The organism is Microbacterium arborescens (genome assembly GCF_030369635.1).
GTDB lineage: Bacteria > Actinomycetota > Actinomycetes > Actinomycetales > Microbacteriaceae > Microbacterium.
Window position 1 is genome coordinate 767807 of sequence record NZ_CP128474.1, and the last position, 21750, is coordinate 789556.

22 protein-coding genes are annotated in these 21750 nt (G+C 70.4%); 13 read left to right on the forward strand and 9 right to left on the reverse strand.

Translation table 11 applies throughout. The features are described from left to right. Positions 1–32: 32 nt before the first annotated feature. Genes QUC20_RS03560 through QUC20_RS03570 form a run of 3 tightly spaced genes read left to right on the forward strand, consistent with a single transcriptional unit; the run spans position 33 to position 4381 of the window. On the forward strand, positions 33–1181 hold the full coding sequence (locus tag QUC20_RS03560) for an exonuclease SbcCD subunit D (protein WP_289330978.1): 1149 nt from the start codon (positions 33–35) through the stop codon (positions 1179–1181). Beyond that, a complete protein-coding gene (locus QUC20_RS03565; protein ID WP_289330979.1) occupies positions 1178–4189 on the forward strand; it encodes an AAA family ATPase in 3012 nt (1003 codons plus the stop codon). The genes QUC20_RS03560 and QUC20_RS03565 overlap by 4 nt, the downstream gene beginning before the upstream one ends. 9 nt (positions 4190–4198) lie before the next feature. Beyond that, a complete protein-coding gene (locus QUC20_RS03570; protein ID WP_120263342.1) occupies positions 4199–4381 on the forward strand; it encodes a hypothetical protein in 183 nt (60 codons plus the stop codon). Here the strand turns inward: QUC20_RS03570 and QUC20_RS03575 are convergent. Further along, the gene (locus QUC20_RS03575) at positions 4369–4929 is read right to left on the reverse strand and encodes a phosphorylase family protein (protein WP_120263341.1); all 561 of its coding nucleotides are present in this window, start codon (positions 4927–4929) and stop codon (positions 4369–4371) included. The genes QUC20_RS03570 and QUC20_RS03575 overlap by 13 nt on opposite strands. 2 nt (positions 4930–4931) lie before the next feature. Continuing rightward, a complete protein-coding gene (locus QUC20_RS03580; protein WP_258524632.1) occupies positions 4932–5063 on the reverse strand; it encodes a hypothetical protein in 132 nt (43 codons plus the stop codon). Between the two features lie 142 nt (positions 5064–5205). On the opposite strand from QUC20_RS03580, the gene QUC20_RS03585 reads away from it, so the two are divergent. Beyond that, positions 5206–5787 carry a hypothetical protein gene (locus tag QUC20_RS03585; protein ID WP_120263340.1) on the forward strand — a complete coding sequence of 194 codons (582 nt, stop codon included), beginning with the start codon at positions 5206–5208 and terminating at the stop codon, positions 5785–5787. 5 nt (positions 5788–5792) lie between these two features. On the opposite strand, the gene QUC20_RS03590 is transcribed toward QUC20_RS03585, so the two are convergent. Then, positions 5793–7862, reverse strand: a complete 2070-nt coding sequence (locus tag QUC20_RS03590) for an NAD(+) synthase (RefSeq protein ID WP_289330980.1) — start codon at positions 7860–7862, stop codon at positions 5793–5795. 70 nt (positions 7863–7932) lie between these two features. On the opposite strand from QUC20_RS03590, the gene QUC20_RS03595 reads away from it, so the two are divergent. Next, a complete protein-coding gene (locus tag QUC20_RS03595; RefSeq protein ID WP_289330981.1) occupies positions 7933–11436 on the forward strand; it encodes a TM0106 family RecB-like putative nuclease in 3504 nt (1167 codons plus the stop codon). Positions 11437–11546: 110 nt separating this feature from the next. Here QUC20_RS03595 and upp read toward each other — a convergent pair whose 3' ends face one another. Next, positions 11547–12182: a uracil phosphoribosyltransferase gene (gene upp / locus QUC20_RS03600; RefSeq protein ID WP_289330982.1), complete on the reverse strand. Its 636-nt coding sequence runs from the start codon at positions 12180–12182 to the stop codon at positions 11547–11549. Positions 12183–12269: 87 nt separating this feature from the next. On the opposite strand from upp, the gene QUC20_RS03605 reads away from it, so the two are divergent. Then, positions 12270–12701: a nucleoside deaminase gene (locus tag QUC20_RS03605; RefSeq protein WP_289331463.1), complete on the forward strand. Its 432-nt coding sequence runs from the start codon at positions 12270–12272 to the stop codon at positions 12699–12701. 13 nt (positions 12702–12714) lie between these two features. On the opposite strand, the gene QUC20_RS03610 is transcribed toward QUC20_RS03605, so the two are convergent. Beyond that, positions 12715–13833, reverse strand: a complete 1119-nt coding sequence (locus QUC20_RS03610; protein WP_289330983.1) for an alpha/beta fold hydrolase — start codon at positions 13831–13833, stop codon at positions 12715–12717. Positions 13834–13947: 114 nt separating this feature from the next. Between QUC20_RS03610 and proC the strand changes: the two genes are divergently transcribed. Continuing rightward, on the forward strand, positions 13948–14790 hold the full coding sequence (gene proC / locus QUC20_RS03615; RefSeq protein ID WP_289330984.1) for a pyrroline-5-carboxylate reductase: 843 nt from the start codon (positions 13948–13950) through the stop codon (positions 14788–14790). A 108-nt stretch (positions 14791–14898) separates the two neighbouring features. On the opposite strand, the gene QUC20_RS03620 is transcribed toward proC, so the two are convergent. Both QUC20_RS03620 and QUC20_RS03625 read right to left on the reverse strand, forming a co-directional pair. Further along, a complete protein-coding gene (locus QUC20_RS03620) occupies positions 14899–15570 on the reverse strand; it encodes a potassium channel family protein (protein ID WP_023952231.1) in 672 nt (223 codons plus the stop codon). After that, the gene (locus tag QUC20_RS03625) at positions 15563–17005 is read right to left on the reverse strand and encodes a TrkH family potassium uptake protein (protein ID WP_120263334.1); all 1443 of its coding nucleotides are present in this window, start codon (positions 17003–17005) and stop codon (positions 15563–15565) included. Before QUC20_RS03625 ends, QUC20_RS03620 begins: the two co-directional genes overlap by 8 nt. 100 nt (positions 17006–17105) lie before the next feature. Between QUC20_RS03625 and QUC20_RS03630 the strand changes: the two genes are divergently transcribed. From QUC20_RS03630 to QUC20_RS03655, 6 genes are all read left to right on the forward strand, one after another. Continuing rightward, positions 17106–17513, forward strand: coding sequence for an ArsR/SmtB family transcription factor (locus QUC20_RS03630; protein ID WP_120263333.1), 408 nt, complete (start codon positions 17106–17108; stop codon positions 17511–17513). 101 nt (positions 17514–17614) lie between these two features. After that, entirely contained in the window at positions 17615–17806 is a 192-nt protein-coding gene (locus QUC20_RS03635; RefSeq protein WP_094262527.1) for a helix-turn-helix domain-containing protein, read from the forward strand. Between the two features lie 83 nt (positions 17807–17889). Continuing rightward, on the forward strand, positions 17890–17988 hold the full coding sequence (locus tag QUC20_RS03640) for a 30S ribosomal protein bS22 (protein WP_003792170.1): 99 nt from the start codon (positions 17890–17892) through the stop codon (positions 17986–17988). 119 nt (positions 17989–18107) lie between these two features. After that, positions 18108–18401, forward strand: a complete 294-nt coding sequence (locus QUC20_RS03645; RefSeq protein ID WP_120263332.1) for a rhodanese-like domain-containing protein — start codon at positions 18108–18110, stop codon at positions 18399–18401. A gap of 16 nt (positions 18402–18417) precedes the next feature. Next, on the forward strand, positions 18418–18690 hold the full coding sequence (locus tag QUC20_RS03650; RefSeq protein WP_289330985.1) for a glutaredoxin family protein: 273 nt from the start codon (positions 18418–18420) through the stop codon (positions 18688–18690). Beyond that, positions 18687–18989 (forward strand): Dabb family protein, encoded by a 303-nt coding sequence (locus QUC20_RS03655; RefSeq protein ID WP_120263330.1) that lies wholly within the window; start codon positions 18687–18689, stop codon positions 18987–18989. The genes QUC20_RS03650 and QUC20_RS03655 overlap by 4 nt, the downstream gene beginning before the upstream one ends. A 39-nt stretch (positions 18990–19028) precedes the next feature. Here QUC20_RS03655 and QUC20_RS03660 read toward each other — a convergent pair whose 3' ends face one another. Together QUC20_RS03660 and aspS are read right to left on the reverse strand one after the other, a co-directional pair. After that, positions 19029–20222, reverse strand: coding sequence for a mechanosensitive ion channel family protein (locus tag QUC20_RS03660; protein WP_289330986.1), 1194 nt, complete (start codon positions 20220–20222; stop codon positions 19029–19031). 89 nt (positions 20223–20311) lie between these two features. After that, the gene (gene aspS, locus QUC20_RS03665; protein ID WP_289330987.1) at positions 20312–21652 is read right to left on the reverse strand and encodes an aspartate--tRNA(Asn) ligase; all 1341 of its coding nucleotides are present in this window, start codon (positions 21650–21652) and stop codon (positions 20312–20314) included. Between the last annotated feature and the right edge of the window lie 98 nt (positions 21653–21750).

The window sequence follows — 21750 nt, forward strand, 5'->3', positions numbered from 1 at the left end:
CGATGTCGGAGGCTGCTCCTACCCTGGTCGGCATGCGGATCCTCCACACCTCCGACTGGCATATCGGGCGGACCTTCCACGGTCATTCGACGCTCGACGCGCTGCGGGGCGTGCTCGAGAGGCTCACCGAGCAGGTCCGCGAACACGAGGTCGACGTCGTCGTGGTCGCAGGCGACGTGTTCGACTCAGCCGCGCCGGCGGCCGGTTGCTACGCCCTTCTCTCCGACACGCTGCGGGGTATCGCCGACGCCGGAGCGCGCGTCATCGTCACCAGCGGCAACCATGATTCGGCCGCCCGCCTCGGCTTCCAGGCGGGGCTGCTGCGCGAGGGCATCCACGTTCTGACCGACCCGGCCGCGGTGGGCACGCCCATCACCGTCGAGGATGCCGACGGGCCCGTGCACTTCTACGGCATCCCGTATCTCGAACCGGCCCTTCTTCGCCACCTCTGGCCCGAAGCCCGTTCGCAGGCGGCCGTCATCGACCGCGCGATGGGGCTCGTGCGCGACGATCTCGCGGCACGCGGCGGTCGCTCGGTCGCGATCGCCCACTGCTTCGCCGCGGGGGTCGAGCCGACACCGCATCTCGAACGCGACATCCAGCAGGGCGGGCTCGACGTGGTGCCGCTCGCCACGTTCGCCGGAGTCGACTACATGGCTCTGGGCCACATCCACGGCCGCCAGCAGCTCGCCCCCGCCGTGCGGTACGCCGGCGCGCCGCTGCACTACAGCTTCGGCGAGGGAGACAAGCCCCGCGGCTCGTGGCTGGTCGAGCTCGACGCCGACGGCTTCGTCGACGCCCGTTGGCTCGAGCTGCCGATCCCGCGCCCCGTCGTCACCTTGCGCGGGCCGCTCGCCGAGGTGCTCGCCGATCCTGCGCACGAACGGTATGCCGATGCGTGGATCTGCGTCGAGTACACCGACACCCTGCCCGAGCGTGATCCCATGCGCCGCCTGCAGGAGCGGTTCCCGTTCTGCGCGAAGGTCGTGCACGCGCCCGCCGACATCGCGCCTCGCGATGCGCGCACCTACGTCGACCGCGTGCGCGCCGCGCGCAGCGATGCCGAGCTCGTCGAGGCGTTCCTCGTGCACGTGCGTGAGGGTGTCGGCGCCGACGAGCGTGAGCGCGAGCTGCTCGCCGATGTCCTCGACGAGCGGGTCCGCGTCGAGGCGATGGCGTGAAGCTCCATCGCCTCGAGCTGACCGGATTCGGCCCGTTCCGCGAGAAGCAGACCGTCGACTTCGACGCCTTCGACCGCGACGGCGTGTTCCTCATCTCGGGGCGGACCGGTGCGGGCAAGTCGAGCATCCTCGACGGCGTGAGCTTCGCGCTCTACGGATCCGTGCCTCGCTACGAAAACGGCGAGCGGCGCCTTCGCAGTGACCACAGCTTCTTGGGCGACCCGACGGAGGTACGTCTGGAGTTCACCGTCGGCGGGGAGCGCTGGCGTGTGACGCGGGCGCCGGAGTACGAGCGTCCCGCGAAGCGGGGTGACAAGCTCACCACCGAGGTCGCCCGCGCCGAGCTCGAGCAGCGCGTGGACGGCGAGTGGATCGGACGGGCTGCGAAGCCGCGTGAGGTCGCCCTCCTGCTCGACGAGGTGCTCGGGCTGAATGCCCAGCAGTTCCAGCAGGTCATCCTGCTGGCGCAGAACAAGTTCTCGCGGTTCCTCCTGGCACGCAACGACGAACGCCAGCAGCTGCTGCGCACCCTGTTCGGGACGAAGCGGTTCGAGCAGTACAAGGACGATCTCGAGAACCGCCGCCGCGCCGCGCAGCGCGAGCTCGACGCCGCCGGTGACCAGGTGCGCACGCTGCTCGATCTCGCCGAGGCGGCGATGGCGCGGCAGGCCGCCTCGGACGCCGACGAGAGCCCGACCGACGAGACGGTGCCGGCGTCACCCGACCTCGCCGCTCGACGAGATCTCATCGAGCGTGCCCGCCGTCGCGCCGACTATCGCGTGGAGCAGGCCGAAGAGCTCCGCCAGCAAGCGGAGTCGCGCCACGCTCACCTCTCCGCGACGCACGCCGAACTCGTCGAGCAGGTGCGAGTGCTCGACGAGCTCGCCGCGGCGCGTCGACGTCTGGCCGACCTCGACGCGATCGCCGACGAGGTCGCCACGATCGAACGCAGAGTCGAGCGTGCGCGCGCGGCTGAGGCGCTGCGTGCGACGCTCGAGCAGGCAGACCGGTCCGAGGAGGCGGCGGGGGAGGCCCGCGCCGCGGCCGACCGGGCTGCCGAGCGCTGGACCGAGGCGGGCGGCAACGCCGATGACGACGTCGCCGCGGTCGTCGAGACGCTCACGGGAGACATCGCGCGGTGGACCGATGCGCTCGCACGTGAGCACGAGCTGACGGCCGCCGTCGACGCGCGAGACGCGACCATCGCCGAGATCGCACTGCTGGAGGAGCAAGCGGGTCTTCTCGATGAGCAGCATGCGCTTCTGCCGGCAGAGCGCGAACGGCTCACGACCGACCTCGCGGCGGCGACCCTCGAGGCTGCGCGAAGCGACGAGGTGCGCGTCCGCGTCGCCGATCTCGCGGCGCAGGTCGAGGCCGCCGGCGAAGCCGACCGCCTGGCTGCCGAGCTCGGCGCCGCCGAGGAGGCCTACCTGCACGCGAGCGGCGCGGCGGAGGCTGCCGCTGCCGCGGTCACCGAGCTGCTGCGCCGACGGGTGGCCGACCGTGCGGGCGACCTCGCCGCCGAGCTCTCCGACGGGTCGGCCTGCCCGGTCTGCGGATCGCTCGAGCACCCGCATCCCGCCCCCCGGGTCGCCGACGGAGTCACCGACGACGACCTGGCGGCCGCCGAGGCGGAGCGGGATGCCGCTGCGGCCGAGGCGCGCGAGACAGGGGAGAACACCGCCCGCCTGCGCGCTGAGCACGCCGCGGCGGCGGCGCGCGCCGGTGGACGTGGCGGCGACGAGCTCGCGACCTCGCTCGCCGGTGCCCGAGAGGAGCTGGCTGGAGCCGAGCTGGCCGCTGAGCGGGTCGCCTCGCTCGTCGAACAGCGTGACGTGCTCGACCGCCTCGATGCCGAGGCGACAGAAGAACGATCCCGCCTCACCGCCGCCCTGGCCGACGCGCGCGAGCGCCTCGCCGTGGCGGGAACGACCCTGACGCGCCTCGAGACCGAGGTCGCCGATGCTCGCGGTGCGTTCGCGACGGTCGCGGAGCGCATCGCGTCGACGGTCGAACGCCGCGATCTCGCCCGTGCCGTCCTCGAGAGCCGCACCGCGCTCGCCCACGGCGAAGCGACGGCGGCGGACGCGGCACGCGACCGAGCGAGGCGCATCGAGGCATCGATCTTCGCCGACGTCGACGACGTCCGCGAGGCGCTGCTTCCCGAATCCGAGCGCACCGCCATCACCCGGCGCGTCGCCGAGCACGCCGCGGATGTCGCGGCCACCCGCGCGCGTCTGCTCGAGCTCGAGCTCACCGCCGCGGGACTCCCCGACGAGCGGCCGGACCTCGACGCGTCCGCGCAGGCGGTCGCCGCCGGGGATCTCGCGCGCAGCGCCGCGATCGCCGCGCATCGCGACGCCGTCAACGCCGCCGAGAGGATGCGCGAGCTCCTCGTGCGCATCGATGACGCGTTCGTCGCCGTCGCCGGTCTCGCCGAGCGGACGGCGGCCGTGACCCGCCTGGCCGACACGGTCGCGGGCCGCGCGCCGAACACCCGGAAGATGGATCTCGAGACGTTCGTGCTCGCGGCAGAGCTCGAAGAGATCGTCGCGGCAGCCAACCTGCGCCTGCGCGACATGTCGTCGGGGCGGTACACCCTCCATCACAGTGACGCGCTCCAGGCGCGCGGCGCGGCTTCGGGCCTCGGGCTCGAGGTTCTCGACGCGCATACGGGGCGCCTCAGATCGCCGCAGTCGTTGTCGGGAGGCGAGACCTTCCTCGCCTCTCTCGCCCTCGCGCTCGGCCTCGCCGAGGTCGTGACCGGGCGCGCCGGGGGCATCCGTCTCGACACGCTGTTCGTCGACGAGGGCTTCGGGTCACTCGACCCCGAAACCCTCGAGCTCGCGATGCGCACCCTCGACGAGTTGCGCGCGGGCGGACGCACCGTCGGCGTCATCAGCCATGTCGAAGGCATGAAAGAGCAGCTCGCCGCGCAGATCGTCGTCGAGTCCACTCGTGAGGGGCCGAGCGTCATCCGGCAGGAGGCGCTCAGCGAGCGCGACTAGGCTGAGCGGGTGAGGACTTTCTGGACCGTCGTCGGAGTGATCGCCGCGATCTTCGTCGCGTGGGTGATCGTCGACGTCGTGCTGCGCCTGGCCGTCTTCGCGGTCAAGCTCGGGCTCGTCGCTGTCGTCGCGCTCGTCGTCTTCCTGCTGCTGCGCCGGCTTTTCGCCCGCAGCGGCGATCAGACTCCGTAGTCGGCGCGGATGCGTTCGTAGAGGGCCCGGCTGCACGCGGCTACGGCCTCGTCCCAACCGGTGGTCGCGCCGTCCTGGGCATCGTCCGACACCGCCTTGAGCACCCGGATGGGGATGTCGAAGCGCTGGGCGACCCAGATGTAGACGTAGGTCTCCATGTCGACCAGCTGGGCGCCGAGCGACTGGATGAGCGCGACCGCCTCGGCGTCGTCGACGAAGACGTCTCCCGTCGCGATGCGCACGCCTTCGCCGCCCGCCTCGACGCGGTCGGGCATCGAGAGGTGACGGCCGCGTACCCCGGCCAGATCGAACACATCGTGCTGGACGGCGTCGCCGACCTCGTAGATGCCCGGTCCGACCGCGCCCGCCACGGCTCCCGCGGTTCCCACGACGACGATCTCGTCGTACGCGGTGCGATCGAGCGCACGGGTGAGCTCATGCGCGGCGAGCAGTTTGCCCGGGCCGGTGAGCAGGATGTCGAACCCCGGAATGTCGGCGGGGAAGCCCACCAGCTCGTCGCGGTGCGCGACCACCAGAAGCCGCCGCACGCTCAGGCACCGCCTCGAGCGATGATGCCGAGGATGCCGGAGATCAGCAGGTAGGCACCGATGCCGCCCACCACCACCCAGATCGCGATGCGGGCGGAGGACGGCCGTTTGTCGTCGCCGTTGTCGAGGCTCATCCCGCCAGCCTAGGCGAGGTCGCCTCAACGGGAGTCGCGGCGGTGCGGCACGGGGATTGACCCGGTGACGCACCCTGGTGCCGCCAGGGGCGATCGCTAGACTCGAGCTGAGGTCAGACCATCCACAGGCGGGAGCGACGGCATGCAGACGGTACTTCTCGACACCCCCACGGGGATCACGGCCCGGCTCGGCTGGGACCCGGCGATCACGGTGCACCACCGTCGGCGGATGATCGCGCGCGAACTCGTCGCGCAGGCCCTCGGCTGCGACGAGAAGGATGTCCGCATCGAGCGCGAGGCGCCGCGCGGCTTCGGCTACCACACGCGCCTCGTCGCCTCACGCGACGGCGTCGAGGTGCCGCTGGCGATCACGACGGCCAGCTATCGTGCGGCGACGGTCGTCGCGGTCAGCGACCCGGGGCTGCCGGTGGGCATCGACATCCGCGACGGACACCCGGAGCCCGCCGACCTCGCCCGCATGCGCAAGCATTCCCGGCTGTTCTCCGGGGCCGACACGCTCGACCTCGTCGACCATTGGGTGCACGTTCAAGCGGTGCTCGAGGCAGACGGTCGCGGTGTGCGGGTGGCGCCGGAGCAGGTGCGGCTCGATCCGGGACGCCACCGCGGCTGGATCCCCGACCGCAATATGAAGTACACCCTCGTCGACATCTCGCGCGACGGGTGGCTCATCACACTCGCCTACGGCACGCTGCCGACGGCCTGAGAGAGTCAGTCCACGAGATCGGGGAGCGCCCGGCGGAGCTCCGCGAGCCACGCTTCGGGATTGCCGTCCGACGGCGCGCGCCAATCGCCGCGCGGCGACAGTGAGCCGGCCGCGGCGACCTTGGGTCCGTTGGGGATCGCGCTGCGCTTGAACTGCGCGAAGCCGAAGAACCGCTTGATGAACACCTGCAGCCAGTGGGCGATCTCGGCCAGGTCGTACGCGTAGCGGCTGTCGCGGGGGAATCCCACCGGCCAGTCACCGGCGTCGGCATCCGACCAGGCGTGCTGAGCGAGGAAGGCGATCTTCGACGGGCGGAAGCCGTAGCGCAGGACGTGGTGCAGCGCGAAGTCGTGCAGGGCGTAGGGGCCGATCGTCGACTCCGTGGACTGCGCCTTGCCGTCTTCGCCCGCGGGCACGAGCTCGGGGCTGATCTCGGTGTCGAGGACCGACTGCAGCACGGCGACCGCTTCATCGGTCAGATCGGTGCCCGTGCCCTCCCGGTGCGCGATGACCCATCGGATGAGGTGCTGCATGAGCGTCTTGGGCACGCCGACGTTGACCGCGTAGTGGCTCATGTGGTCGCCGACGCCGTAGGTGGCCCAGCCGAGGGCGAGCTCCGAGAGATCGGAGGTGCCGATGACGATGCCGTTCAGACGGTTCGCGAGTCGGAACAGGAAGTCGGTCCGCACCCCGGCCTGGACGTTCTCGAAGGTGACGTCGTACACGGGCTCGCCGGAGGCATAGGGGTGCCCGATGCCGCGCAGGAGTTCGTTCGCGGCGGGGCGGATGTCGATGGTCTCGATCGTCGCGCCGATTGCTTCGGCGAGTGCCACGGCGTTCGACTTCGTGTGGTCGCTCGTGGCGAACCCGGGCATCGTGTACGCGAGGATGTCGCTGCGCGGGCGCCCCATACGGTCCATCGCGCGGGCGACGACGAGCAGTGCGTGGGTCGAGTCGAGCCCGCCCGACACCCCGATCACGGGACGAGGGCCGCCGATCGCCCGCATCCGCTGCTCGAGGCCGGACACCTGGATGTTGAACGCCTCGTAACAGTCCTGGTCGAGGCGTGCCGGGTCATCCGGGACGAAGGGGAACCGATCGAGCGTGCGCCGCAGCCCGATGTCTTCGGTGGGCGGGTGCAGGAACGTCTCGACGGTGAGGAAGTCGGTCGAGGTCGTGCGGCGGTTGTCGTCGAAGGTTCCCTGCCGGTAACGGTCCTGACGCACGCGGTCGAGATCGACGTCGGCGATGCTGCGCCGCGCCCCGTCGGGAAAGCGCTCCGTCTCGGCGAGGAGCGAGCCGCCCTCGTAGATCATGGTCTGACCGTCCCAGGAGACGTCGTTGGTCGACTCGCCGAGACCTGCCGCCGCGTAGGCGTAGACGGCGAGGCACCGCAGCGACTGCGACTGCACGAGCGTGCGGCGATCATCTGCTCGTCCGATCGTGATGGGCGAGCCCGACAGGTTCACGAGGACCGTGGCGCCTGCCAGCGCGGCGCGCGACGACGGCGGAACCGGCACCCACATGTCCTCGCACACCTCGGCGTGCAGCACGAGCCCGGGCACATCGCGGACGTCGAACAGCAGGTTCGTCCCGAACACGGTCTCGTGCGAGCCGATGCGGATGCCCTCGCCGTCCCACTCCTCGCCCGCCGCGTACCAGCGGCGCTCGTAGAACTCGCGGTAGGTGGGCAGGTGCGCCTTGGGGGCGACGCCGAGGATCTCGCCTCGGTGGATGACAACGGCGCAGTTGTACAGGCGGCTGCGGTGACGGAGGGGGGCTCCGATCACGAGCACCGGCATGAGATCGACGGATGCGTCGACGATGCGCTCGATGGCCGCGTCGACGGCGTCCAGCACCGCGTCCTGCATCACGAGGTCGTCGATCGCGTAGCCGGTGATGCACAGCTCGGGGAACACTGCGACAGCGACGGCGTCGGCGTCGCAGGCGCGCGCCTCGGCGAGGACGGCCTCGGCGTTGGCCGCCGGGTCGGCGATGGCGACCGGGATGGTGCAGGCGGCGACCCGCGCGAACCCGTGGGCGTACACGCTGGCGAAGGGGAGCGACTCGTTCACCCTCCTCAGTCTGGCACCGGCGTCGGCGGTGTCGCACCCCGCGGTTAGGGTCATTGAACGGAAGGGGATCATGCGATACATCGAGGACGAAGGCCGGATCGTCTGGAGCGCGAGCGACCTCAAGGCGGCGGCCGAGTGCGAGTTCGCCTGGCTGCGAGCGATCGACGCCAAGCTCGGACGCGTCTCCGCCGTCGACGAGCCCGACGATCCGACGCTCGAGCGGGCGGGCCGTCTCGGCGATCGCCACGAGGAACGTCAGCTCGCCGCGTACCGTGCCGAGTTCGGAGATCGTGTCGCCGAGATCCCCGAGACGCGCTCGTCGGATGCCGCGGGCCTGGCGCGTGCCGTCGCGCTCACTCGTGACGCCCTCGCCTCGGACGCGCGGGTGATCTACCAGGCGGCGTTCTCCGACACCGACTTCGTCGGGTTCGCCGACTTCCTCTTACGCGACGACGACGGCCGGTGGGTCGTGCAAGACACGAAGCTCGCACGCCACGCGCGCGTCACCGCGCTGATGCAGCTCGAGGCCTATGCCGTCCAGCTCGACCGCGAGGGCGCGGCCGTCGCCGGTCACGTCGAGCTGCTGCTGGGCGACGGCACGACGTCGCGCCACGAGCGCGCCGACATCGCACCGGTGTTCGTCCTGCGGCGCGAGCGTCTGCGCTCGCTCATCGCCGACCGTGACGTGGCCGCGGGCGCCGCGGGCGAACCCATCGCGTGGGGCGACGATCGCGGTGATCTGCGGGTCGCGGCCTGCGGACGGTGTGCGACCTGCGACCTCGAGGTCGTCGCCGCGCGCGATCTCCTGCTCGTCGCGGGCATGCGACCGATCCAGCGCGAGCGCCTGCGGGCGGCCGGAGTCACGACGATCGACGAGCTCGCCGCGGCGCGCGAGGCGCCCGCCCGGATGTCGTGGGACACGTTCGCGGGCCTCCGCACCCAGGCTCGGCTGCAGCTCGAGAGCCCCGCGGGCGGCGTCGGCGCGGGCGAGCCGGCGGCAGACGGGGCCCCCGTCCCCACCTACGAGGTGGTCTTCCCGAAGGCGCTCGGCGCGCTTCCGCGGCCCGACCTCGGCGATCTCTTCTTCGACTTCGAGGGCGACCCGCTCTACACCGAGGGGGCGGCTCGTCAGTGGGGCATCGACTACCTGTTCGGCTGGGTCGATCTCCGCGAGCAGTACTCCGCACTCTGGGCTCACACCTTCGACGAGGAGCGGGCGGCGTTCCAGACCTTCCTCGAGTTCGTCGCCGTGCAGCGTGCCGCGCACCCGGCGATGCACATCTACCACTACGCACCGTACGAGCCGACGCATCTTCTCGCGATGGCTGCGCGGTACGGCGTGGGTGAGGCCGAGGTCGACCGGCTGCTGCGCGACGGGGTCTTCGTCGACCTGTATCCGATCGTCCGCCGCGCGCTGCGGGTGGGGTCGCGCTCGTACTCGATCAAGAAGCTCGAGCCGCTCTACATGGGGTCCGAAGTCCGCACGAGCGACGTCCAGAAGGGCGACGATTCGATCGTCCGGTACGTCGAGGCGCGGGCACTCGCCGAGGCGGGTGATGCCGACGCCGCCGCGGCGATCCTCGCGGATCTGGCTGATTACAACCGCTACGACTGCGTCTCGACACGGCGGCTGCGCGATTGGCTCGTCGACCGGGCGCGGGAGGCGCAGTTGCGGCCATCCGCGGATGTCGAGCCCGAAGAGCGCGCTTACGAGCCGTCGCCGCGCGCAACCGCGCTGTCGCGACTCGCGGATGCCGCGGCCGCGGACGACCCCGCGGGTGCCGACGCCCCGTCAGCCGTCGCGCTGCGGCTCGGGGCGGCTGCGATCGACTACTACCCCCGTGAGGCGAAGTCGTTCTGGGCCACCCACTTCCTCCGCCTGCGCGAACCGCTCTCGATGTGGGAGGACACCCGCGACGTCGTCGCCGTGGCGTCCGAGCGCAGCCGGGTGCTCGAAGACTGGCATCGGCCCGAGGGGGCTCGCACCGACCGGCGCGTCCTCGAACTGCGCGGCGAGGTCGCACCGGGCACACGATTGAGCGTCGATTCGTCGCCGTTCGCGATCTACGAGGCGCCCGCGCCGTTCCCGACGGAACCGCGGCCCCGCTTCATCCACGCCGACCGGCGGGTGCGGGTCATCGAGGTGCTCGATGACGGCGCGATCGTCGAGGAGCTCGCCGCGGGCGCGTACATGTGGTCCGAGCTGCCGATCGCGCTCACCCCGGCAGCCCCGCCGCCTGCGGGCAGCCAGCAGGCGGCGATCGACGCGTGGGCAGACGAGGTGATCGCCGCGACGCCCGACCTGCCGGCCGATCCCGCGACCGATCTTCTGCTGCGACGCCCGCCGCGGACGCTGTCCGGCTCGCTGCCGAGTGGGGGCGGGGATGCGGTCGCCGACATCTCGAGCGCGATCCTCGATCTCGACCGCAGCTACCTCGCGGTACAGGGCCCTCCCGGAACGGGTAAGACCTATGTGGGATCTCATGTCGTCACACGTCTCGTGGCCGAACGCGGATTCCGCGTCGGCGTCGTGGCGCAGTCGCACGCCGTCGTCGAGAACATGCTCGATCGCATCGCCGCCGCGGGGGTGCCGCGCGAGAAGATCGCGAAGGCGGTCAAGGGCGAACCCACCGGTGACGAGGCCTTCACGGTCATCCCGAAGAACGGCGTCGCCGACTTCACCGCGGGGCGTCCGGACGGATACGTCGTCGGCGGCACGGCCTGGGACCTCACGCACGCCGGCCGCATCCCGCGCGGCAGTCTCGATCTCCTCGTCATCGACGAGGCGGGTCAGTTCTCCCTCGCCTCGACGATCGCCGTCTCGGTCGCGGCCTCCCGGCTTCTGCTGCTGGGCGATCCGCAACAGCTGCCGCAGGTCAGCCAGGGCACGCATCCCGAGCCGGTCGACACCTCGGCCCTCGGCTGGATCATGGACGGCGCCCACGTCATCCCGAGCGATCGCGGCTATTTCCTGGCCGAGACCCGTCGCATGCGGCCCGAGGTCGCCGAACCGGTTTCCGTGCTCGCCTACGACGGTCGACTCGCCGCGCACGCATCCACGGCCGGCCGGGTGCTCGCGGGCGTCGCGCCCGGGGTCATGCCCGTGCCCGTCGCCCACCGGCGCAATGCCACGGCCTCGCCCGAAGAGGCCGAGGTCGTCGTGGGGCTGATCTCGGATCTCCTCGACCGTGCGTGGCTGCCCGACCCGGCGCTCGAGCCTCGTCCGCTCGCGCAGCGCGACATCATCGTGGTCACGCCGTACAACGCGCAGCAGGTGCTCGTAGAAGAAGCGCTCGCCGCGGCGGGCTTGGACGACGTGCCGGTGGGCACGGTCGATCGGTTCCAGGGCCAGGAGGCGGCGGTCGCGATCGTGTCGCTCGCGGCATCCTCAGGTCGAGACGCGCCTCGGGGGCTGGAGTTCCTGCTGCTGCAGAACCGCCTCAACGTGGCCGTTTCGCGCGCGCAGCACACCGCATACGTCGTCTACGGCACCGGCATCCTCGACGACCTGCCCCGCACCCCCGAGGGCGTTGCACGGATGAGCGCCTTCGCCCGTCTCGTCGGGGCGGTCTGAGGCGCGCGCTCCGCATATGGGGCGCAGTTGTCAGCGACGGGCGCGGTTCGAACTGCGCTCCATCGGCGCAGGTGCGCTCGATGCGCGGGTCGCGGGTCGCGGGTCGCGGGTCAGTCGACAGTGCCGTAGAGACGGTCGCCGGCGTCGCCGAGGCCCGGCACGATGTAGCCGCGCTCGTCGAGACGCTCGTCGAGCGAGCCCAGGACGAGGGTCACATCGCGGTCGCCGACCTGCTTCTCGATCGCGGCGAGGCCCTCGGGCGCCCCCAGGATGCAGATGGCCGTGACGTCCTGTGCCCCGCGCTGGAAGATGAAGTCGATCGCCGCGCCCAGTGAGCCTCCGGTGGCGAGCATCGGGTCGAGCACGAAGCACTGACGGTCGCTGAGGTCGTCGGGAAGACGCTCGGCGTACGTGGTCGGCTCGAACGTCACCTCATTGCGGGCCATCCCCAGGAACCCCACCTCGGCGGTGGGGAGGAGCTTGGTCATGCCCTCGAGCATCCCGAGTCCCGCGCGCAGGATCGGCACGACGAGGGGGCGGGGCTTGGCGATCGCGAGGCCCGTCGTGCGGGTGACCGGGGTCTCGATCTCGACCTGCTCCGTGCGGACGTTGCGGGTGGCCTCGTACGCGAGCAGCGTCACGAGCTCTTCGGTGAGCTGACGGAACACCGGCGAGGCGGTGTTCTTGTCGCGCAGGACCGAGAGCTTGTGGGTGATGAGCGGGTGGTCGGCGACGTGAACACGCATGTGATGATCCTACGCGGACGGCTCGCGTCTTCTCGGCTCTACGCTGGTGCCGTGACCCTGACGGCATCCGCTGGCGACATCCGCAGCATGACGCGTGCCCTCGAGCTCGCGGAGGCCGCGGCGGCGGCGGGTGACATCCCCGTCGGAGCGGTCGTGACGGATGCCTCGGGCGCAGTGCTCGGCGAGGGCCGCAACCTCCGCGAGGCGACCGGTGACCCGACCGCTCATGCCGAGGTGGTCGCGCTTCGCGCCGCGGCCGCCGCGATCGGGTCGTGGAACCTCGCGGGATGCACCCTGACGGTCACGCTCGAGCCGTGCGCCATGTGCGCGGGCGCCATGCTGCAGGCCCACGTCTCGCGGCTCGTCTTCGGTGCATGGGACGACAAGGCGGGCGCCGCCGGATCGCAGTACGACCTCGTGCGCGACCGCCGACTTCCCGTGAGAGCCGAGGTCGTGGCGGGCGTGCGCTCCGGCGAGTCGTCCGCGCTGCTGCGCATGTTCTTCGCGCAGCAGCGGTGAGCCGGCCGGCCGGTCAGTCCCAGGAGCTGAGGATGATCGCCTCGGTCGGGGGAGCCGGTGAGATCGGGGTGCCGAGGTAGCCGATCGTCGAGAGGATCGCGGTGCGGACCTTGCCCGGGCGCTCGAGATGCACGGCGTGCCCGACGCCTTCGATGACCACCTCGGTCACCTGTCCGCCCGCCTCGCGGTACCGCTCGAGCACGTTGCGGGTCTGCGCGACCATCTGTTGCGCCGGTGCCGTCTCCACGCCCGGCCACCCCGGGATCGCGCCGATCTCGCCGAGATGACCGCTCTCGGCGAACGACCCGTCGGCGACGATGACATCGGCACCGCCGCGCATCCACAGGATCGGGGGCGCATCGTATCCGGCGGCCAGGTCGACGATGGACGAGACGTCGAAGTGTGCCGGTGCGAGGGCGTTCTGCACGCCGAGCCGGCCCGCCGCGAAGCCCGGCCAGTTGTCGCTCGGCACGCTGTCGCCGGGATAGTTGCCTTCGGCGGTCGACGTCGTGAGCATCGCCTCGATCCACGTGTCCTCGTTGTCGGACTCGTAGTCGGGCGAGACGAACGACGTGCGGAAGAACGATCGGGCGGTGCCCTCGTCGTCCCCCGCGTCGCGTGCCGTGAGTCGGTCGACGAGCGTGGGGCTGACGGCTCCGCCGCCGCATCCCGCGTCATCGTCCGTCAGGCGCGTGCCGTCGAGTCGCGTACCGCCGAAGCCGTATGGCGACACGGGCGAGAGCAGACTGAGCGAGAGCACGGGGTGATCGAGCGCGTACTGCATGGCGACGGCGGCGCCCAGGCCCCAGCCGACGAAATGGACGGCATCGAGGCCCAGTGCGTCGAGAGTCGCCCGCACGTCATCGGAGAAGTCGCGCACACCGCGGGTCGCGTCGACGGGCAGTCGCTCGGTCTCGCCGAAGCCGCGGAGGTCGATCGCGATCGGGCGGACGTCGCTCGGCAGATCCTCGATGATCTCCTGCCAGAAGAGACTCGACCCGGGAGCGGCGTGCAACAGCACGAGCGTGCGGTCGGCCGGAGTCTCGGGGTCGTCTGCGCCGCGCTCGAGGATGCTCACCGCCAGGCGCGACGTCTCGATGATGCGTGGCGTGATGCCGTCGAAGAGGGGCATGGCGGGATCCTTCGCTCTGCTCTGCGCGGCGAGCGCCTCCGCGCCCGCGGACGTTCCGACTCTACCTCGCAGCCGTGCGCTCCGCTGGGAAACGACCGGACTTAAGATGACGGCATGTCCGACGTCGTCGCCCTGCCCCCGATCGCCATCCTCGGAGCCGGTTCGATGGGGGGTGCCGTGCTGTCGGGCCTGGTGGCCTCGGGTGCCGCGGCCGGGGGAGTGACCGTCACCAACCGCACCGCCGAGAAGGCCGCCGCCCTCGCCGACCTCGCGGGGGTCACGAGCATCGCGCTCGCCGACACTCCCACGGGGAACACGGATGCCGCGGCTGCGGCCGACGTCGTGCTGATCGGTGTGAAGCCCGCGATGGTGCCCGATCTGCTGCGCGAGATCGCCCCGGTGCTGCGCCCCGGCGCGGTCGTGGTGAGTCTCGCCGCCGGGGTCACGATCGAGACCTTCGCCGGCATCCTCGGGCCCGACGTCGCCGTGATCCGCTCGATGCCCAACACCCCCGCCGTCGTCGGCAAGGCCGTCACGGGGCTCGCGGCCGGGCCTGCGGCATCCGATGACCACCGGGCGACGGTGCGCGCCCTGTTCGAGACATGCGGAGTCGTCGTCGAGGTGCCCGAGGAGCAGATCGATGCGCTCTCGACGATCTCGGGTTCGGGGCCCGCCTACGTCTTCCTGCTGATCGAGGAGCTCACCCGGGCTGCCGTCGGCAAGGGATTCGCCGAGGCCGAGGCTCGCGTCATGGCCGAGCAGACCTTCATCGGCGCGGCCGCTCTGCTCGACGCTTCGGGCGAGGACCCGGCCGAGCTGCGCCGCCGCGTCACGAGCCCCAAGGGCACGACCGAGCGGGCGATCGCCGTGCTGCAGGAGGCTCGGCTCGACGACGTCTTCGCGCGGGCGACCGACGCCGCGCTCGCCCGCGCGCGCGAGCTCGCCGCCGGCTCCTGACCTCGACGCAACGTCATCCGAGGTCCCACTTGGGCCGGGTATGCCGTCCGTTTACCCGGCCCAACTGGGACCTCGACGCGGGGGCAGCGCGCAGCAGCGCGGGGCAGGTCAGCGGTCGAGTGAGGCGAAGCGCTCGATGTCGGAGTTCGTCCCCGAGACGATGATGAGGTCGTGGTTGGTGACGACGGTATTGGCCTCCGCGTAGCGGAAGGGCTTGCCGGGGCTCTTCACGCCGACGACGGTGACACGGTACTTCGTGCGCACTCCCGACTCGTTGAGACCGACGCCGCGGATGAACTTCGGGGGGTACATCTTCGCCAGGACGAAGTCGTCGTCGAAGCGGATGAAGTCGAGCATGCGCCCGCTGACGAGGTGGGCCACGCGCTCGCCGGCCTCGCGCTCGGGGTACACGACGTGGTTGGCGCCCACGCGGGCGAGGATCTTGCCGTGCGACTGCGAGACGGCCTTCGCCCAGATCTGGGGGACCTTCAGGTCGACGAGATTCGCGGTGATGAGCACGGACGCTTCGATCGACGAGCCGACGGCGACGACGGCGACCTGGAAGTCCTGTGCGCCGATCTGCTTGAGCGCGTCGAGGTTGCGGGCGTCGGTCTGCACGGCGTGCGTGACGCGCTCCGACCACTTCTGCACGAGTTCGAGGTTGTCGTCGATCGCGAGAACCTCGCGGTCGAGGCGGTCGAGCTCGCCCGCGCAGGCGGCGCCGAAACGCCCCAGCCCGATGACCAGCACGGGAGCGTCGCTTCGGATCTGCTCAACCAACGATCGGCCTTTCAACGGGCAGGGCGTACAACTGCGAACGGGATGCCGCGGCCACCGCTGCGGCGAGTGTCACTGTACCAACGCGTCCCATGAACATGACGAGGGCCATGACGTACACCGCGGGCTCGGGGAGTTCGGCCGTCAGGCCTGTCGACAGCCCCACGGTCGCGAACCCGGAGATGACGTCGAAGAGCACCTCGTCGACGGGAGCCTTCGTGATCTGCGCGATGGTCACGGTGCCGATCGCGACGATCGTGGCGCTCCACGCGACGACCGAGAGTGCCACGCGTTGGACGTCGCTGGGGATGCGGCGGCCGAACACCTGCACCGACGGACGTCCCTTCGCCTCCGACCACACGGCGAGGGCGAGCACCGCGAGGGTGGTGACCTTGATGCCGCCGGCGGTGGAGGCAGATCCGCCGCCGACGAACATGAGCATCGATCCGACGATGAGGGACGAGCCGTGCATCTCGCCGATGTCGATGATCGAGAAGCCGCCCGACCGGGTCATCGCTGAGATGAAGAAGGCCTGGAAGGTCGTGTCCCACGCCTCCATCGACCCGAAGGTCGCGGGATTGTCGTACTCGAGGAGCAGGAAGACTCCGGCGCCGGTGAAGAACAGGATGACCGTGGTGATGATCGTGAGCTTCGCGTGCAGCGACCACGCGCGTACATGCCACTGGTGCCGCCAGAGCGTGAAGATGACGGGGAAGCCGATCGACCCGAGGAACACGCCGACCATCAGCACGGTGAGCATCACGTAGTCCTGCGCGAACGGCTGCAGCCCTTCCGCGTTGGGCGAGAAGCCGGTGTTGGTGAAGGCCATGGCCGCGTAGTACGGGGCCTCCCACAGGGCGGTGAGGGGATCGACGCCGCCGAGCAGCAGCGACGGGTACAGCAGGACGGCGAGCCCCGCCTCGATGACGAGCGTCGACAGCGCGACCGTGCGCAGCAGCAAGCCGACCTCGCCGAGGCGGACGGCCTGACCTTCGTTGACCGGACCGCCGTGTGCGCGCATCGGATTGCTGTCGCCGGCGGCGATGAGCTTCGCACGCAGGCCGAGGCGCTTGGAGATGACGAGCCCCAGGATCGACGCGAGTGTCAGCACGCCGAGGGCACCGACGTTGACGCCGATGTAGATGAGGATGTGGCCGAACGGCGACCAGTGCGTGGCCATGTCGACGGTGGCCAAGCCCGCGACGCAGATCGTCGACACCGCGGTGAAGAGCGCATCGGCGAAGGGTGTAGCCCGGCCCGAAGCGGATGCCGCGGGCAGGGAGAACAGCGTCGTGAAGACGAGGATCAGCGTCGAGAAGATCAGCACCGCGAAGCGTGAGGGCGAGGCGGTCGCCAGGTCGCGACCGGCGTCCCAGGCACTGCGTCCGAAGCCGCCGAGACGGGTGAGGACGATCGCGCCGACGGACCTGTCCGCCATGCGTGTTCCTCCCCACGATCGCAGCTGTTGCTCCCGGCTCCGCAGTAGGTCGGTGCCGATGTCATGGTACTCGGGCGCGCGCGCCGACTAACCTGAATGCATGGCGGACATCTTCGACGTGATCGCCGACGGCACCCGTCGGGACATCCTGCGGCTCTTGCTCGATCGGGACTCCGATCCGCGCTCCTCCGGGACGAGCGTCTCGCAGATCGTGAACGAGCTCGGCGTGAGCCAGCCGACGATCTCCAAGCACCTCAAGGTGCTGCGGGGGGCCGAGCTCGTGACCGTGCGCGAGGAAGGGCAGCACCGCTACTACAGCCTGTCGCCCGAGCCGCTCGACGTCGTCGACGACTGGCTCGTGCCGTTCCTCTCCTCGGAGGCTTACGACGCCGAGCCCGTCCCCGCGCTCCCCGAGCAGGCGGTCGCCGCGGCCGAGCTGGTCGGGCGGGCTGCGGCATCTGCGAAGCACGCCGTCACGAGCGTGTTCGGCAAGCGTTCCGCGCGCTGACCCCGGCACATCCCGCGCCCCGGAAGCAACAGGCGTCACTTCGGTTTACACGCGTCGCGCCTCGCCCCTAGAGTGTTCGCATCCGGGGGAAAGGGATGACGATGGCCGAGCTGCCCGATGTGCGCTTCCTCACTGTGGCGGAGGTGGCGGAGATCATGCGGGTGTCGAAGATGACGGTGTATCGCCTCGTTCACTCCGGCGAGCTGCCCGCTGTGCGCTTCGGCCGCAGCTACCGCGTACCCGAATCTGCGGTGCGCGACGCCGTGCAACGGCCGATCGCCGACGTCGGCTAGACTGATCCGAGGCATTTTTCGCGAGGTGCCTGTTCCCGGACGCATACGAGATGCGTCCAGACCCTGACATAGTGAGGTTTTCCGTGGGTTCTGTCATCAAGAAGCGCCGCAAGCGCATGGCGAAGAAGAAGCACCGCAAGCTGCTTCGCAAGACTCGCCACCAGCGCCGCAACAAGAAGTAAGTCGCGGCGACGTCACTGAGCGCCCCATTCGGCTCCGGCCGAGGGGCGCTTCGTGCTTTCCGGATGCTGCCGCCACGGTGCTGTGCGGTGCGGCCTAGGCTGAACGTGGAGGAATGAGCATGAAATCCATCACCATCGACGAGCTCCGTGCGGGCCGCGACATCCCCCTCATCGACGTGCGCGAAGACCACGAGTACGCCGCGGGGCGCGTGCCCGGCGCGATCAGCATCCCGATGTCGCAGCTCGGTGAACGCATCGACGAGCTGCCCGACGGCGCCTTCGACGTGATCTGCCAGGCCGGCGGACGGTCGGCCCAGGTGGTCGCGGCGCTCGAGGCCCGCGGCTACGACGCCACGAACGTCACCGGCGGTACGGGCGAGTGGGCCGCACGCGGCTTCGAGCTCGAGCGCTGACACCGCTTCGCGTCCGATGCCCACCCTCACCCTCATCTCCAAGCCCGGCTGCCACCTCTGCGATGTCGCCCGCGAGATCGTCGACACCGTCGTGGCCGACCTGCCCGCCGGCACCGAGGTCGATGTCGTGGAACGATCGATCTTCGATGACCCGTCGCTTTTCGAGCAGTGGTGGGAGAAGATCCCCGTCGTGCTGATCGACGATCGCCTCCACGCGCACTGGCGCGTGTCCGCCGACCGGCTGCGCACCGCGCTGACCGAGAAGACCCCGACCGAGGAGCCCGCATGACCATCCGCCACGTCGTCGCCTGGAAGCTCGCCGCTGAGGACGCCGCGACCCGGGCCGAGCACGCCGCCGAGGTGTCGCGCCGCATCCAGGCCCTCGTGGGTGTCGTCCCCTCGATCCGCTCGCTGAGCATCGGACCGAACGCTGCCTACGCCGAGGTCAACGGCGACGTGGCACTGGTCGCCGACTTCGATGATGTCGCCGGACTCGAGGAGTATCAGGTGCACCCGGCTCACCAGGAGGTCGCCGCCTTCGTCCGCGGCGTCGTCGCGAGCCGCATCTCGGTCGACTTCGAGGTCTGAGCCGAGGCTCTACCGCACGCGGCGGCGCGGACGAGCGCGTCAGTCGCGCCGATCGCGCTCGGCGAGGTCGCCTGTCACGATCACCGGGATCGCGTTGGTGAACGTGCTCGCCCGTCGCTCCGCCTCGGCGCTCCCGGTGAACAGCCCGTCGTTGGTCGGCGTGGGGTCGTGCGTGATGGCGTGGTCGTCGCCGTGGCCCGGGGTCGCGGCATCCGACATGACGATGCGCTGCACCGGGACGGCCTGCGGCATGGTGCGCTGCACCCACATCACCATCGCCTCGCGCACGAGACAGCGCAGGTCGAACAGCGTGGGGGCATCCTTCGCGGTGACCAGGATGCGCACGCGCACATAGCCGGCGACGGCATCCGTCACCTGCAGCACCGATGTCCGGCGGTCCCAGAGGTCGGTCTTCTCGAGCACATCGTGCAGATGGGCGCGCATCGCGGTGGGCGAGACGTTCCAATCGAGGTCCATCTCGACGGCGCCCAGCAGCTCCGAGCCGCGCCGAGTCCAGTTCTCGAACGGGGTCGTGGTGAAGTAGGTGCAGGGGAGGACCAGACGCCGGTCGTCCCAGAGGTCGAGCACGACGTAGCTGAGGGTGATCTCGCCGACGCGACCCCACTCGCCGTCGGCGACGACGACGTCATCGACACGCAGCGCGTCGCTGAAGACGATCTGCAATCCCGCGAAGACGTTGGCGAGCACCGACTGGGCGGCGAGTCCGGCGACCACCGAGGCGATACCCGCAGAGGCCAGGACGCTCGCTCCGACGGCGCGCACCGAGTCGAAGGTCAGCAGCACCGCACCGATGCCGATCACGATGATGATCGCGACCGCGAGGCGGCGGACGATCAGCATCTGCGTGCGGATGCGGCGGGCGACGCGGTTGTCGGGCACATCGATGCGGTACCGGCCGAGCGCGACATCGGTGACGGCGAGCACGAGGGAAGCGAGCAGCCAGGCGCTCGCGGCGATGATCGCGATCGTCAGGACCTGGCCGAGGACCGACCGCCACAGCTCGTCCGGGAACGACGTCTGCACCGCCGCCCAGAGGGCGATGGCGACGAGCAGCGACCGGAACGGGGCACGGGAACGACGACTGAGCACTTCGGGCCAACGCTGCCGTCGCGCCGCGATGCGCAGCGCGACATGAGCGACCACCGCGATCACAGCGGCGACCGCGAGGCCCACCAGTACAGCGATGGCGAACTGCATCCACCCGTCCCACATACGTTCTGCTCCTTCCGTCGCCGAAGAAGCCACGATACGGGCGGTGCCGAACGCCGGCTGTGCGCTTGCCGGGTGCGTGGGGGGATGTGTTACGGGGCGAGGCGCGTCGGACCGCGGAAGAGGTAGGTGACCTCGCGGATCGACGACTCGCCGAGCAGCAGCATCAGCACGCGTGCGAGACCCATGCCGAACCCGCCGTGGGGCGGGGCGCCGTAACGGAAGAAGTCGAGGTAGAAGTCGAGGTGCTCGGGCTCGAGACCCTTCTCCTTGGCCTGCTCGACGAGAACGTCGACGCGGTGCTCGCGCTGCGCGCCCGTCGTGATCTCGACGCCGTTGAAGAGCAGGTCGTACGACTTCGTGAGCCCGGTCTCCTCGTCGCGCATGTGGTAGAACGCGCGGATCTCGGGGTGGTAGTCGGTGATGAAGACGAACTGGTGGCCGTACGTCTCGAGCACGTGCGCCGAGATCTGGCGCTCGCCCTCGGGGTCGAGGTCGCCGTCGGTGCGCGGGATGTCGTAGCCCCGGGCAGCGACGATCTCGCGTGCCTCGGCGAGCGGGATGCGGGGGAACGGGGTCTGCGGCACCTGCACCTCGACGCCGAACAGCTCGGCGATCTCGTCACCGTGCTTGTCCTTGACGGCCTGGAAGGCGAACTGCAGCAACTCCTCCTGCATCGCGGCGACGTCCTCGTGCGAGTCGATCCAGCTGATCTCGGCGTCGATCGAGGTGAACTCGGTCGCGTGGCGCGAGGTGAAGGACGGGTCGGCGCGGAAGACGTCGCCGATCTCGAAGATCTTCCCGAAGCCCGCCGACTGCGCCATCTGCTTGAAGAACTGCGGGCTCTGAGCGAGGTACGCGGTCTTGTCCTCGAAGTAGGGCACCTCGAACAGCTCAGCTGCCGACTCGGATGCCGATGCCATGAGCTTGGGGGAGTGGATCTCGATGTAGTCGCGCTCGATCCAGTAGGTGCGCATCGCGTGCTCGAGCGTCGTCTGCACGCGGAAGATGAGGTTGTTGCGGCGCTGGCGCAGGTCGAGGAAGCGCCAGTCCATGCGCTTGTCGAGGCCGGAGTCGGCGGCGATCGGGGTCTCGGGCAGGGCCGCGGCCGCGATGTCGAGGGCGCCGATCTTGATCTCGACGCCGCCGAGCTTGACCCGCTCGTCGTGCTTGAGGTCTCCCGTGACGGTCAGGAAGGTGCCCGTCGACAGGTTCGAGATCAGCTCGGTGAGGGCGAGGGCCGCGGCATCCTGCTCGCTGCCGTCCTCGGTCGGGCGGGTCGCGGGGTTGACCAGCTGCACGGCGCCGGTCTCGTCGCGGAGGATGACGAACTGCACCTTCTTCTGATCGCGGACGGTCTCGACCCATCCGGACACCGAAACGGGGCCGTCGGGGCGGGCCTGCAGCTGCTGGACGAGAACGCGTTCACTCACGAGGGGAGAGTCTACGCGTCCAGCTATCTCCGACGTCGCGCCCCTAGGCTGTGCGCGGGGCCCGCCCGGGCATCCGATCACCGAGCGCGAAGGCACCC